General features: G+C 56.0%; 14 protein-coding genes. 3 read left to right on the plus strand and 11 right to left on the minus strand.

Going from position 1 to position 12,270, the window contains the following annotated elements; genetic code table 11:
- Positions 1-64: 64 nt before the first annotated feature.
- The 3 genes from folX to SPG90_RS11100 are packed head-to-tail and all read left to right on the plus strand — an operon-like array spanning position 65 to position 1,903.
- Positions 65-433, plus strand: coding sequence for a dihydroneopterin triphosphate 2'-epimerase (gene folX, locus SPG90_RS11090; protein ID WP_023312555.1), 369 nt, complete (start codon positions 65-67; stop codon positions 431-433).
- 13 nt (positions 434-446) lie between these two features.
- Positions 447-1,340 (plus strand): TIGR01777 family oxidoreductase, encoded by an 894-nt coding sequence (locus SPG90_RS11095; protein ID WP_322408140.1) that lies wholly within the window; start codon positions 447-449, stop codon positions 1,338-1,340.
- A gap of 44 nt (positions 1,341-1,384) precedes the next feature.
- Positions 1,385-1,903 carry a GNAT family N-acetyltransferase gene (locus SPG90_RS11100; RefSeq protein WP_045402687.1) on the plus strand — a complete coding sequence of 173 codons (519 nt, stop codon included), beginning with the start codon at positions 1,385-1,387 and terminating at the stop codon, positions 1,901-1,903.
- Positions 1,904-2,065: 162 nt separating this feature from the next.
- On the opposite strand, the gene hisP is transcribed toward SPG90_RS11100, so the two are convergent.
- The 11 genes from hisP to accD form a co-directional block, all read right to left on the minus strand.
- On the minus strand, positions 2,066-2,839 hold the full coding sequence (hisP, locus tag SPG90_RS11105; protein WP_045354320.1) for a histidine ABC transporter ATP-binding protein HisP: 774 nt from the start codon (positions 2,837-2,839) through the stop codon (positions 2,066-2,068).
- Between the two features lie 8 nt (positions 2,840-2,847).
- Complete coding sequence (locus SPG90_RS11110; protein WP_008502590.1) at positions 2,848-3,564, minus strand: ABC transporter permease; 717 nt, start codon at positions 3,562-3,564, stop codon at positions 2,848-2,850.
- Positions 3,561-4,247, minus strand: a complete 687-nt coding sequence (locus tag SPG90_RS11115; protein ID WP_014832782.1) for a histidine ABC transporter permease HisQ — start codon at positions 4,245-4,247, stop codon at positions 3,561-3,563. The genes SPG90_RS11110 and SPG90_RS11115 overlap by 4 nt, the downstream gene beginning before the upstream one ends.
- 88 nt (positions 4,248-4,335) lie before the next feature.
- Entirely contained in the window at positions 4,336-5,118 is a 783-nt protein-coding gene (gene hisJ / locus SPG90_RS11120) for a histidine ABC transporter substrate-binding protein HisJ (protein ID WP_023336423.1), read from the minus strand.
- A gap of 226 nt (positions 5,119-5,344) precedes the next feature.
- On the minus strand, positions 5,345-6,127 hold the full coding sequence (gene argT / locus SPG90_RS11125) for a lysine/arginine/ornithine ABC transporter substrate-binding protein ArgT (protein WP_047174239.1): 783 nt from the start codon (positions 6,125-6,127) through the stop codon (positions 5,345-5,347).
- A gap of 284 nt (positions 6,128-6,411) precedes the next feature.
- Positions 6,412-6,981: a UbiX family flavin prenyltransferase gene (locus SPG90_RS11130; protein WP_045354327.1), complete on the minus strand. Its 570-nt coding sequence runs from the start codon at positions 6,979-6,981 to the stop codon at positions 6,412-6,414.
- 89 nt (positions 6,982-7,070) lie between these two features.
- Complete coding sequence (purF, locus tag SPG90_RS11135; RefSeq protein WP_021241570.1) at positions 7,071-8,588, minus strand: amidophosphoribosyltransferase; 1,518 nt, start codon at positions 8,586-8,588, stop codon at positions 7,071-7,073.
- 33 nt (positions 8,589-8,621) lie between these two features.
- Complete coding sequence (cvpA, locus tag SPG90_RS11140) at positions 8,622-9,110, minus strand: colicin V production protein (RefSeq protein ID WP_000262116.1); 489 nt, start codon at positions 9,108-9,110, stop codon at positions 8,622-8,624.
- A gap of 165 nt (positions 9,111-9,275) precedes the next feature.
- The gene (gene dedD / locus SPG90_RS11145; RefSeq protein WP_045402682.1) at positions 9,276-9,974 is read right to left on the minus strand and encodes a cell division protein DedD; all 699 of its coding nucleotides are present in this window, start codon (positions 9,972-9,974) and stop codon (positions 9,276-9,278) included.
- The gene (folC, locus tag SPG90_RS11150; protein WP_126303493.1) at positions 9,964-11,232 is read right to left on the minus strand and encodes a bifunctional tetrahydrofolate synthase/dihydrofolate synthase; all 1,269 of its coding nucleotides are present in this window, start codon (positions 11,230-11,232) and stop codon (positions 9,964-9,966) included. Before folC ends, dedD begins: the two co-directional genes overlap by 11 nt.
- Before the next feature lie 70 nt (positions 11,233-11,302).
- Positions 11,303-12,208: an acetyl-CoA carboxylase, carboxyltransferase subunit beta gene (accD, locus tag SPG90_RS11155; protein WP_023312564.1), complete on the minus strand. Its 906-nt coding sequence runs from the start codon at positions 12,206-12,208 to the stop codon at positions 11,303-11,305.
- Positions 12,209-12,270 lie beyond the last annotated feature (62 nt).

Raw genomic sequence — 12,270 nt, forward strand, 5'->3', positions numbered from 1 at the left:
GCTGGGTGCCCGCGAGCCTCTCATGTATGATGAGCGTGAAATACTGACACGGAGAAGACCTGCAATGTCACAGCCAGACGCTATTATTCGCATAAAAAATTTACGCTTGCGCACCTTCATCGGTATCAAAGAGGAAGAGATCGCCAACCGTCAGGATATTGTCATTAACGTAGTAATTCACTATCCCGCAGACAAAGCGCGGGCCAGCGAAGACATCAACGACGCGCTGAACTACCGCACAATTACTAAAAACATCATTCAGTACGTGGAGAATAACCGCTTCTCTCTGCTGGAAAAATTAACTCAGGATGTGCTCGATATCGCACGCGAACATCACTGGGTCACTTATGCTGAAGTTGAGATCGATAAACTTCACGCCCTGCGCTACGCCGATTCCGTCTCCATGACGCTAAGCTGGCGACGCCAGGCGTAACCCTGGAGGTTGTATGAAGATTTTGCTGACCGGCGGCACGGGCCTGATTGGTCGTCACCTCATTGCGCGTCTGCAGGCCTTGCATCACGACATTACCGTGGTCACGCGCAGCCCGGAGAAAGCGCGCCAGGTGCTGGGGGCGGGTATCGACATCTGGAAAAATCTGGCCGAGCAGCAAAATCTGGACGGCTTCGACGCCGTTATTAACCTCGCGGGTGAACCCATCGCCGATAAGCGCTGGACGGAAGAGCAAAAACAGCTGTTATGCAGCAGCCGGTGGAACATTACCGAAAAGCTGGTCGAGCTGATCCGCAATAGCCATACCCCGCCTTCGGTGCTGATTTCGGGTTCAGCGGTAGGCTATTACGGCGATCTCGGTGAGGTGGTGGTGACCGAGGAAGAGCCGCCGCATAACGAGTTTACCCACAAGCTTTGCGCCCAGTGGGAGCGTATCGCCTGTGCGGCGCAGAGCGATCGCACCCGCGTCTGCCTGCTGCGGACCGGCGTCGTGCTTGCGCCTAAAGGCGGTATTCTGGCGAAGATGCTTCCCCCTTTCCAGCTCGGACTCGGCGGCCCTATCGGCAATGGCCGTCAGTATCTGGCCTGGATCCATATCGACGATATGGTCAACGGGATTCTCTGGCTGCTGGATAACGATCTGCGCGGGCCGTTCAATATGGTTGCGCCGTATCCGGTGCGTAATGAACAGTTTGCTCACGCGCTGGGGCATGCCCTGCACCGCCCGGCGATATTGCGCGTGCCTGCCACGGTGATTCGCCTGATGATGGGTGAAGCGTCTGTGCTGGTATTAGGCGGGCAGCGGGCGCTGCCAAAACGGCTGGAAGCGGCCGGGTTTGCGTTCCGCTGGTATGAATTAGAAGAGGCCCTGGGGGATGTTGTGCGGTGAATATGTTACAGTGACAGGCCATGTTCCGAAGATATGGCGTAACAATGGCAACGATCACCACTCCCCGGCTTCACCTCACTCCTTTCGAACCCACTGACTGGGCCTTCTTCCGCTCGCTGCGTGAAGATCGCAGCATCATGCGCTACATGGCCGCCATCGCGCCGGAAAAAGAGACCCGCCGCGTGTTTGCCGCGCGGCTGATGGCGGAGCATGTCTTCGTGATCCGCTCTCTGGAGGACGATACGCCGCTGGGCGATATTGGCCTGCAAATCAGCCCTGAGAATAGTGAAGAGGCCGATATCGGCTATACGGTTGTGCCTGCCGCGCAGGGAAAAGGGATTGCCAGCGAGGCGCTGCGCGCGGTGTGTGATTATGCGTTCAACCAGACCGGCTTAAAGGCGATTAACGCGTACGTCCTGGCGGACAACGGCGGTTCGGTGCGCGTGCTGGAGAAAGCAGGGTTTGTGCGTACGCAGGTGCTGGAAAAGGCGTATGAAATTGACGGCGTGCGCTATGACGACTGGGTGTATCGGCTGGAGTATGCCGGCCGGCATCGGAATTAGTAGACCCGGTAAGCGAAGCGCCACCGGGCGATTAGGCTTCACTGCGGCCTGATGCCCTCACCCCGACCCTCTCCCACAGGGAGAGGGAGAACATCCAGCCCGCAGGCTCGGTAAGCGAAGCGCCACCGGGCGATTGGGCTGCACTGCGGGCTGATGCCCTCTTTACTTCAGAGATCCTTTGAGGAACTGCTGCAAACGCGGGCTTTGCGGGTTCGCCAGCACTTCGTCCGGGTGCCCCTGCTCTTCAATTTTCCCCTGATGCAGGAAGATGACGTGGTTCGAGACGTTTCGGGCGAAGCCCATCTCGTGCGTCACCACCACCATCGTTTTGCCCTCTTCGGCCAGCTTCTGCATGATGCGCAGCACTTCGCCGACGAGTTCTGGATCGAGCGCGGAGGTCGGTTCGTCAAACAGCAGCACTTCGGGCTCCATCGCCAGCGCGCGCGCGATAGAGACACGCTGCTGCTGACCGCCGGAGAGATGCACCGGGTATTTCATCTGCTGGCGCTCGTCGATACCCACTTTCGCAAGGTATTTCACCGCGCGCTCGCGGGCTTCCTGCTTGCTCAGGCCCAGCACCTGAATCGGCGCTTCCATCACGTTCTCCAGCACCGTCATGTGGCTCCAGAGGTTGAAGTGCTGGAACACCATCGTCAGGCGCGTACGCAGCAGTCGCAGCTGGTTCTTATCTGCAACCTTCAGTTGACCGTCTTTATCACGTACCAGATTGATATTCTGCCCGCTCACCACAATCGAGCCTTCACTCGGTTTTTCGAGGAAGTTAATGCAGCGCAGGAAGGTACTTTTCCCCGAGCCGGATGAGCCGATGATACTGATCACGTCGCCCGCATTCGCCTGCAGCGACACCCCTTTCAGCACTTCATGTTCGCCGTAGCGTTTGTGCAAATCAATAACGTTTAATTTGTTCTCAGCCATCATCTTTCTCAGTGCGTCGAAGAAGGTTTTATATGCTGCAACCAGCGTTTTTCAGCCTTACGGAACAGGCTTATCAGAACATAAGAGATAATTAAATAGAGCACCGCCGCAATGCCAAACGCGGTAAACGGCTGATAGGTCGCGGAGTTAATATCGCGCGCAATTTTGAGCAGATCCGGCACCGTCGCGGTAAAGGCGAGCGCGGTAGAGTGCAGCATCAAAATCACTTCGTTACTGTACGCCGGTAGTGCGATACGCAGCGCCGACGGCAGAATAATGCAGCGATAAAGCTTCACTGAGGAAAAGCCGTACGCGCGCGCCGCTTCAATCTCACCGTAAGGGACAGAGCGAATTGCTCCGGCGAAAATCTCGGTGGTGTAGGCGCAGGTGTTGAGCGTCAACGCCAGCACCGTACAGTTCAGGCCGCTGCGGAAGAACGCATTCAGCATCTCAGTGCCTTTTACGATCTCAAGCGTATACATCCCCGAATAGAACACCAGCAGCTGCACGTACAGCGGCGTACCGCGAAACACGTAGGTGAACAGCCAGATCGGGAACTGGATAAATTTATTGTTCGATACGCGGCCAATGGCAAGAAACACCGCCAGAATGCCGCCCATCACCACGGAGGAGATCAGCAGCCAGAGCGTAATCGCCACGCCGGTAAAGCGGTAGCCATCCGTCCACAGCAGCGACTTCCAGTATTCCTGAATAATCTCAATCACAGGTCAGCCCTCTTCACACCCACGGAGTAGCGACGCTCGAGCAGAAGCAGCACACCATTGGAGACGGTCGTAAAGACCAGATAAATCACGCCGCAGACCACCGCAAAGTAGAACGGCTCCCAGGTGCTCTTGCCCGCCAGCTGAGTCGCTTTCACGACGTCTTCCAGACCGAGCAGCGAGACCAGCGCTGTCGCTTTGAGGATAACCTGCCAGTTGTTGCCGATGCCCGGGAGCGCATAACGCATCATGGCCGGGAACATAATCCGACGAAACGTTTGTGAAGAGGTAAAACCAAATGCGGTTGCCGCCTCAATATGGCCTTTCGGCACGGCCATGTAGGCACCACGGAAGGTTTCGGTGAAGTAGGCACCGTAGATAAAACCGAGGGTAATAATACCGGCCACCATCGGGTCGATATCAATTTGTCCCATGCCCATCGCGTCCGTTACGCTGTTAAGCGCAATCTGCAGACCGTAAAAGATAAGCAGCATCAGCACCAGATCGGGAACGCCGCGAATAAGCGTGGTGTAGCCTTCAAATATGAGCGCCAGCGGTTTGTTAGCCGAAAGCTTCGCCCCTGCGCCCGCCAGACCTATCAGCACCGCCAGCACCACGGAGCTTATAGCCAGCTCAAGGGTGACAAGCGCGCCCTGTAAAATAACGCCAGAAAATCCGTACAGCATACCGCGAGCCCTGTCGTATCGTGAGTGGTGGAACCGTGTCTTTTCCCCTCCCACATCGGGAGGGGCCGCACGTTATTTGACGGGGCGATTAGCCGCCGTAAACATTAAAATCAAAGTACTTTTTCGCCAGCTTGTCGTAGGTGCCGTCAGCGCGCATTTCAGCAAACGCTTTGTTCAGCGCCTCACGCAGCTCGTTGTCTTCTTTGCGCAGGCCCATACCGGTGCCCACACCAAACAACTTCACGTCCTTAATAGACGGGCCGCCAAACTTGTAATCTTTACCCACCGGCGTTTTCAGGAAGCCTTCGCTTGCCGCAACTTCATCCTGGAATGCCGCATCAATTCGGCCTGCCGTCAGGTCAGCGTAGATATTTTCCTGACCCTGATAGGAGACGATTTCAATCCCCTTCGGCGCCCAGTGTTCGTTGCCGTAGGTTTCCTGCGTGGTGCCCTGCAGCACGCCGACGCGTTTGCCTTTTAGCGACTCCAGCGTTGGCTGAATATCAGAAGCTTTAGCCACCACCAGACGAGAATCGGCCGCGTAGAGTTTGTCGGTGAAGGCAATCTCCTGCTGGCGTTTTTCGGTGATGGAGAGCGAGGACATGATCACGTCGATTTTTTTCGCTTTCAGGGATGGGATCAGCGCATCCAGCGGGTTCTCAACGTAGGTACACTGTGCTTTGATGCGTTTGCACAGCTCATTGGCCAGATCAATGTCAAAACCGACCAGTTCACCCTTTGAATTCTTCGATTCGAACGGCGCATAGGTTGGATCGGTACCAATTCGGATTTTCTGCGGAATGGCTGCGAATGCCGCGGTGGCGCTGGAAAAGGCCAGTACCAGAGATAGTGACAACACGAGTTTTTTCATATTTATCCTCAACAAACTGTCTTCATACGGGATTTTTACGACGACGGGGTGGTGCTAATGTGCCATTAATCCCCTCAGTCAGGCAAAGATTAATGCCTTTCAGGCGGGAATTTTTGCATTATAAATGCGTAAGTATGCACAAAGCGATCCAGTACGGTGCAACACATGCACCGTACTGGGTCAACCGCTCCCGTAACGCACCTTTGCTGTGCGTTAGCGTCAGGTATTATTCACCGTATACGTTGAAGTCGAAGTATTTCTTCGCCAGTTTGTCGTAAGTCCCGTCTTTACGCAGCTCTGCAAAGGCTTTGTCGAAAGCGGCTTTCAGCTCGGTATCATCCTTACGCAGGCCAATACCGGTGCCGTCACCAAAGTATTTTTTGTCTTTTACCGACGGGCCAGCAAATGCATAGTCTTTACCCGCAGGCTGCTTCAGGAAGCCTTCGCTCGCGGCGACTTCATCCTGGAATGCCGCATCCAGACGGCCTGCCGCCAGGTCAGAATAAATCAGATCCTGGTTCTGATAGGCCACCACGTCTACGCCCTTCTCACGCCAGTTAGCATTGGCATAACCTTCCTGCGTCGATCCCTGAAGCACGCCGACGTGTTTGCCCTTCAGCGAATCGATGGTGGGCTTAATCGGGGAACCTTTCGCGGCAATCAGACGCGAATCCGCAGCGTAGAGCTTGTCAGAGAAGGCAATCTCCTGCTGGCGTTTTTCGGTGATGGAGAGAGAAGAGATAATGGCATCGATTTTCTTGGCTTTCAGCGACGGGATTAACGCGTCAAAGTCGCTGCCCACCCATGTGCATTTCACAGCAATGCGTTTGCACATTTCATTTCCCAGATCGATATCAAACCCCACGAAATCGCCTTTCGCATCCTTGGAAGAGAATGGCGCGTAGGTTGCGTCTGTACCGATACGAACCGTCTGTGGAAGCGCTGCGTAGCTACCTGCCGCCGCACTTAACCCCACGAGCAAAGACAGAGCCAGAACCGTCTTCTTCATACATTTACCCTCAAGTACCGTGATTTTATTATGTATTGTGTTGTGTTGCAGGCTTCATCTTGCAGGTCTTATGCCACATTGCCGTCTGGTCAAAACTTCGACGTTAAATATGTTAATAAAACGTTGCGATATTGCCTTAGTGGTGAAAGATAGCAGGTCTGCCGAACGAACCGGAAAGAGAAAAAGGGAAAAAACGAATTAAATGTCGAGGATATGATCGCCGTTGCATAATTGCCCTGAAACAGGGCAACGTCTCTTTTCATGCACTCTGTTTGTGCAAAGAATCAGGCACCTTGCCAGCGGGTGAAGAGATCTTCGGGCAGGTCGATGTCAAACTGATCCAGCACGCGGTTAACGGTCTGATTAATCACGTCATCCAGCGAGGTCGGGCGATGATAAAACGCCGGAACCGGCGGCATGATGATGGCCCCAAGTTCGGCGGCCTGGGTCATTAAACGCAGATGACCGAGATGCAGCGGCGTTTCCCGCACGCAGAGTACAAGAGGACGACGCTCCTTCAGCACCACATCCGCCGCACGCGTTACCAGGGTGTCGGTATAGCTGTTCACAATGCCGGAGAGCGTTTTAATTGAACAGGGCAGGATAACCATGCCGGCTGTTTTAAACGAGCCTGAGGAGATGCTGGCGGCGATATCACGGGCATCGTGAACCACGTCCGCCAGTGCCTGGACATCGCGCAGGGAGAGATCGGTTTCCAGAGAGAGGGTCTGCCGCGCCGCCTGGCTCATCACCAGATGGGTCTCGACTTCCGCCACGCTACGCAGAACCTGTAACAAACGTACGCCGTAGATCGCGCCGCTGGCGCCGCTGAGCCCAACAATGAGTCGTTTCATGATTTTCGCCCTTACTGATTTCAGGGCAGACTGTGCAGGATTTTGCGGGGAGTTGCAAGTGAGGGCATTCGCCCTCACCTGCCGGAGCATCAACCTTCGTTGTGCATCTCTAAGCTTTCGAGATCGTTCTGCAGCTGGACGGCTTTCGCATCGTCGTTGCGCAGCGAATCAAGATAGTCGAGGTACTGCTGGTCAACGTCTTTGGTTACGTAAATACCGTTGAACACTGAGCATTCAAACTGCTGAATTTCCGGGTTCTCGGCACGCACCGCGTCGATGAGATCGTTCAGATCCTGGAAAATCAGGCCGTCGGCACCGATGATCTGGCGAATTTCATCCACTTCACGGCCGTGAGCGATCAGCTCGTTGGCGGTTGGCATATCGATGCCGTACACGTTCGGGAAGCGAATCTCCGGCGCGGCAGAGGCCAGGTAGACTTTCTTCGCACCCGCTTCGCGCGCCATCTCGATAATCTGCTCAGAGGTGGTGCCGCGAACGATGGAGTCATCCACCAGCAGAACGTTCTTGTCGCGGAATTCCGCGCGGTTGGCATTCAGCTTGCGGCGCACGGACTTACGGCGCAGGTGCTGGCCCGGCATGATAAAGGTGCGGCCAACGTAGCGGTTCTTCACGAAGCCCTGACGGTATGGCTTATCCAGAATGCGGGCGATCTCCAGCGCGATATCGCAGGAGGTTTCCGGGATAGGAATAACCACGTCGATGTCGAGATCGTCCCACTCGCGGGCAATTTTCTCGCCCAGCTTCGTGCCCATGTTGACGCGCGCGCTGTAGACGGAAATCTTGTCGATGAAGGAATCCGGGCGGGCGAAGTAAACGTATTCAAACAGGCACGGGTTGCTGACCGGATTATCGGCACACTGGCGGGTAAACAGCTGGCCCTTCTCGGTGATATACACCGCTTCGCCCGGCGCAACGTCACGCAGGAACTCGAAGCCCAGGGTATCCAGCGCCACGCTCTCAGAGGCAACCATGTATTCGGTACGGCCATCGCCAAGGTCGCGCTTGCCGAGCACCAGGGGACGAATGCCGTTTGGATCGCGGAAGGCTACCATTCCGTGACCGATAATCATCGCTACGCAGGCGTACGCGCCGCGGATCTGGCGGTTGGTCGCGGCAATGGCAGCAAAGATGTTGTCTGCTTCCAGCGGGTAGTGACGGAAGTTATCCAGCTCGCTGGCGAACACATTGAGCAGGATTTCAGAATCAGAGGTGGTGTTAATGTGGCGACGTTTCTCTTCGAACAGCTTTTTACGCAGCTCATGCGCGTTGGTCAGGTTGCCGTTATGAGCAAGGGTGATGCCATACGGTGAGTTGACGTAGAAAGGCTGTGCCTCAGAGGCGCTGGAACTGCCAGCAGTAGGATAACGAACGTGACCGATCCCCATATTACCTTGCAGACGCTGCATATGGCGGGCTTCAAACACATCGTTTACCAGGCCATTCGCCTTGCGTAAACGGAAGCAGTTGTTTGCATCAATGGTGATGATACCCGCAGCATCCTGCCCACGGTGCTGAAGCACCGTTAACGCGTCATAAATCGACTGGTTTACCGGCATGAAACCGGCGATACCGACAATACCGCACATTCGTCTTTTCCTCGTTAAGCCACATCTCAGGGTTTATGCCCTGGGCAAAAAACTCGACGAGCTTTGCAGATAGTCAAAGAACCATCTGATGATGAAGCTGAACTCTGGAATGAGCTGCGATTTCTGCCAGTCTTCGCTTTTGGAGAACCCGGTGAAGGTATCCAGGAAGAACAGGATCGCGGCCACAATCAGCACGCCTCGCAACGCTCCGAAACAGATCCCGAGCACCCTGTCCGTTCCTGACAGACCGGTTTTCTCGACCAGCTGACCTATCACGTAATTCACGATAGCGCCGACAATCAGCGTTGCGATAAACAGCACCGCGATGGCAATTCCGTTTCGGACCAGTTCATCTTCAAAGCCCGTGAACCAGACAGACAGGTAAGTGTAGTAATGACTGGCGACAAAGAAAGCACAACCCCAAGTCACCAGCGATAACGCTTCACGAACAAAGCCACGGATCAGGCTAACCAGACAGGAAAAACCAATCACCGCAATGATGGCGTAATCAATCCAGACCATATGTGTCCCACGATTAAACGCCCTGTCATCCAGTTCGGGGCGAATTCTAACAGAAAAAGAAAACGTTTGCGTAGGGATTTCCTTCCCGCGCGTAAATAAAAAAGGCGCTGAAAAAATGTTCAACGCCGTGGCTTATCGCCTCTCTCTTAAAGGAGCAGGTCGTACTTAGTTTGCGCTGTAGCCCATCACCACACCGCTCAGGCCGGAGATCTGCTTCAGCTCACCCAGCGACCCTTTCAGTTTGTCTTTAGACGCTTCTGGCCCCACGAGGATACGGGTAATTTTACCCTGCACCGGCGTGGAAGGTGAAGTGTAAACACGGTATCCCGCACTTCTCAGTTTGCTCACGACCTCGTTGACTTTGTCGGCGTTTTTCAGCGCACCGAGCTGCACCACGTAGGCTTTACCCGTTGGGGCAGCAGCTTCCTGCTGCGCCGGTTTTGCTGGCGGTGGGGTTTCTGACGCCGCGGCGAGCTGTTCTGCCGTTTTATCGCGCTGCGGTTTCGGCTGCGGCTTCTCAACCGGCTTCGGTTTTTCAACCGGTTTAGGCTGCTCTACCGGCACCGGATCGATATCGCTGCTGCTCGCTGCCGCCAGGCGAGACGGATCGAGCGACGGTGCTGCGGCATCGCCCGCGCGCACCTCTTCCGCCGCGCCTTCCGGTGGCTGAGCAGGCAGCGCCTGCGTCGCCGCGGGCAGCATATCCGGCTCATCGCGGTCACCCGGTTTAGGCACCAGCGGAATAGCGGCAAACTCATCCTGATAATGCTTTTTCTGCCCGTCGAGCAGCCCGGGAAGAATAATCACCCCGAGCGCGACCAGCACAATGGTTCCTGTTAAACGGTTCTGAAACTTACTCGCCACCGGTTCTCCCCGCGTCCATCACTTCCATGACATGTGCCACCGTGTGGAATGAACCACACACCAGCACGGTATCTTCTGGTTTAGCATCCGCCATCGCGGCATGCCAGGCCTGAGCCACGCTACTGTAGATTGCGCCTTTGCCGAGATGTTCCATCAGCTGCTCGGCCGTCGCGCCGCGCGGCCCTTCCAGAGGAGCACAATACCAGCTATCGACCACACTCTCCATGCAGGCCAGCGTCCCGCCGATATCTTTATCATGAAGCATACCGATAACCGCCAGCACGCGCCCGATTTTTGGTAACGATTTGAGACGTCCCGCGAGATACGCCGCCGCATGCGGGTTATGCGCCACGTCCAGAATCAGGCGCGGTGACTCGCTGACAATCTGGAAACGCCCGGGCAGAATTGCGCTCTGAATGCCGTTGCGGATTGCCTGCTCGCTCACCACCAATCCGCTGGCGCGCAGTGCCGCCAGCGCGGTGGCCGCGTTCGGCTGCGGAACCTGCGGCAGCGGCAGGTTGTCCAGCGCACCCTGCCCATCGCTGAAGCGCCAGCCGTTATCCTGAACCTCATACTGCCAGTCAACGCCGCGGCGCAGCAGACGCGCGCCCTTCTCGTTTGCCACGTCAGCAATGGTGTACGGCATGTCCGGCTCGCCGACCACGGCGGGTTTATTCGCCCGGAAAATACCTGCCTTCTCGCGGCCAATGCTTTCACGATCCGGTCCCAGCCAGTCGATATGGTCCAGCGCGATGCTGGTGACCACCGCCACGTCCGCATCCACCATATTGGTCGCATCAAGACGTCCGCCGAGGCCGACCTCAAGGATCACGACATCCAGCTGCGCCTGTTTGAACAGCCACAGCGCCGACAGGGTGCCGTATTCAAAATAGGTTAATGAGATCTCACCGCGTGCGGCTTCAATTTCCGCGAACGACGCCGTATGCGCCGATTCCGGCAGCTCGCTGTTCTGCACGCGAACGCGCTCGGTGTAGCGGACCAGGTGTGGAGAGCTGTACACGCCAACTTTGTAACCCGCGGCCATCAGGACAGATTCCAGCGTGCGGCAGGTCGTGCCTTTACCGTTGGTGCCCGCGACGGTGAACACGAAAGGTGCCGGTTTGAGCACATCAAGACGCGCGGCGACCTGGCTTACGCGCTCAAGCCCCATATCGATGGTTTTACTGTGCAGGTTTTCCAGATAAGAAAGCCACGCGGCCAAGGGCGACGTGGCTTGGGGAATGCTTTTATTTTCCATAATGCCCGGTTGTCATTAACAGATTAGAAAGCAAAAGGGCAGCGCCAACCGGCCCTGCCCTTTTCAGTTATCAGGCCTCGGGTTCCTGATCCGGTACCACCACGCCTTCGCGCGGCTCATCCGGGTTCGGCGCTGGCAGATTCATCAGCTTCGCCAGGATGCTCGCCAGCTTCAGGCGCATTTCCGGACGGCGGACAATCATATCGATAGCGCCTTTCTCAATGAGGAACTCACTGCGCTGGAAGCCCGGCGGCAGTTTTTCACGAACGGTTTGTTCGATAACGCGAGGACCGGCAAAGCCGATCAGCGCTTTTGGCTCAGCGATGTTCAGATCGCCCAGCATCGCGAAGCTCGCGGAGACGCCGCCCATGGTTGGGTCGGTCAGCACGGAGATGTACGGCAGACCGCGCTCCTGCATCTTCGCCAGCGCAGCAGAGGTTTTCGCCATCTGCATCAGCGACATCAGCGCTTCCTGCATACGCGCACCGCCGGAGGCAGAGAAGCAGATCAGCGGACAGTTGTCTTCCAGCGCCTGCTCAACGGCACGCACGAAGCGCGCACCGACCACGGAGCCCATTGAGCCGCCCATAAAGGAGAACTCAAACGCAGCGGCAACAGCCGGCATCCCATGCAGGGTGCCTTTCATAACGACCAGCGCATCTTTCTCGCCGGTCTCTTTCTGTGCAGAGGCCAGACGATCTTTGTATTTTTTGGAATCGCGGAACTTCAGCACGTCTTTTGGCTCAAGTTCGCTACCCAGCTCTACCAGAGAGCCTTCGTCCAGCAGGCTATGCAGGCGGTTGCGCGCCGACATACGCATATGGTGGTCACACTTCGGACACACCTCAAGGTTGCGCTCCAGCTCTGCGCGGTACAGAACCTGACCGCAGCTATCACACTTCGTCCATACCCCTTCAGGAATGCTCGCTTTGCGCGTTGGGGTAATGTTGCTTTTAATTCGTTCAATCCAGCTCATTGATAACCTTTCTGCCTGAACCTGGTCGTATGCCAGTTTTGCTATAAGAGGCGAATAATGCC

The organism is Enterobacter sp. D2 (genome assembly GCF_034427575.1).
GTDB lineage: Bacteria > Pseudomonadota > Gammaproteobacteria > Enterobacterales > Enterobacteriaceae > Enterobacter > Enterobacter cloacae_M.

What these genes read in the sequence shown, in the direction of transcription:
- folX (WP_023312555.1), top strand. Translation starts at nt 65, where the DNA reads ATGTCACAGCCAGACGCTATTATTCGCATAAAAAATTTACGCTTGCGC.
- SPG90_RS11095 (WP_322408140.1), top strand. Translation starts at nt 447, where the DNA reads ATGAAGATTTTGCTGACCGGCGGCACGGGCCTGATTGGTCGTCACCTC.
- SPG90_RS11100 (WP_045402687.1), top strand. Translation starts at nt 1,385, where the DNA reads ATGGCAACGATCACCACTCCCCGGCTTCACCTCACTCCTTTCGAACCC.
- hisP (WP_045354320.1), bottom strand. Translation starts at nt 2,839, where the DNA reads ATGGCTGAGAACAAATTAAACGTTATTGATTTGCACAAACGCTACGGC.
- SPG90_RS11115 (WP_014832782.1), bottom strand. Translation starts at nt 4,247, where the DNA reads ATGCTGTACGGATTTTCTGGCGTTATTTTACAGGGCGCGCTTGTCACC.
- hisJ (WP_023336423.1), bottom strand. Translation starts at nt 5,118, where the DNA reads ATGAAAAAACTCGTGTTGTCACTATCTCTGGTACTGGCCTTTTCCAGC.
- argT (WP_047174239.1), bottom strand. Translation starts at nt 6,127, where the DNA reads ATGAAGAAGACGGTTCTGGCTCTGTCTTTGCTCGTGGGGTTAAGTGCG.
- SPG90_RS11130 (WP_045354327.1), bottom strand. Translation starts at nt 6,981, where the DNA reads ATGAAACGACTCATTGTTGGGCTCAGCGGCGCCAGCGGCGCGATCTAC.
- purF (WP_021241570.1), bottom strand. Translation starts at nt 8,588, where the DNA reads ATGTGCGGTATTGTCGGTATCGCCGGTTTCATGCCGGTAAACCAGTCG.
- cvpA (WP_000262116.1), bottom strand. Translation starts at nt 9,110, where the DNA reads ATGGTCTGGATTGATTACGCCATCATTGCGGTGATTGGTTTTTCCTGT.
- folC (WP_126303493.1), bottom strand. Translation starts at nt 11,232, where the DNA reads ATGGAAAATAAAAGCATTCCCCAAGCCACGTCGCCCTTGGCCGCGTGG.
- accD (WP_023312564.1), bottom strand. Translation starts at nt 12,208, where the DNA reads ATGAGCTGGATTGAACGAATTAAAAGCAACATTACCCCAACGCGCAAA.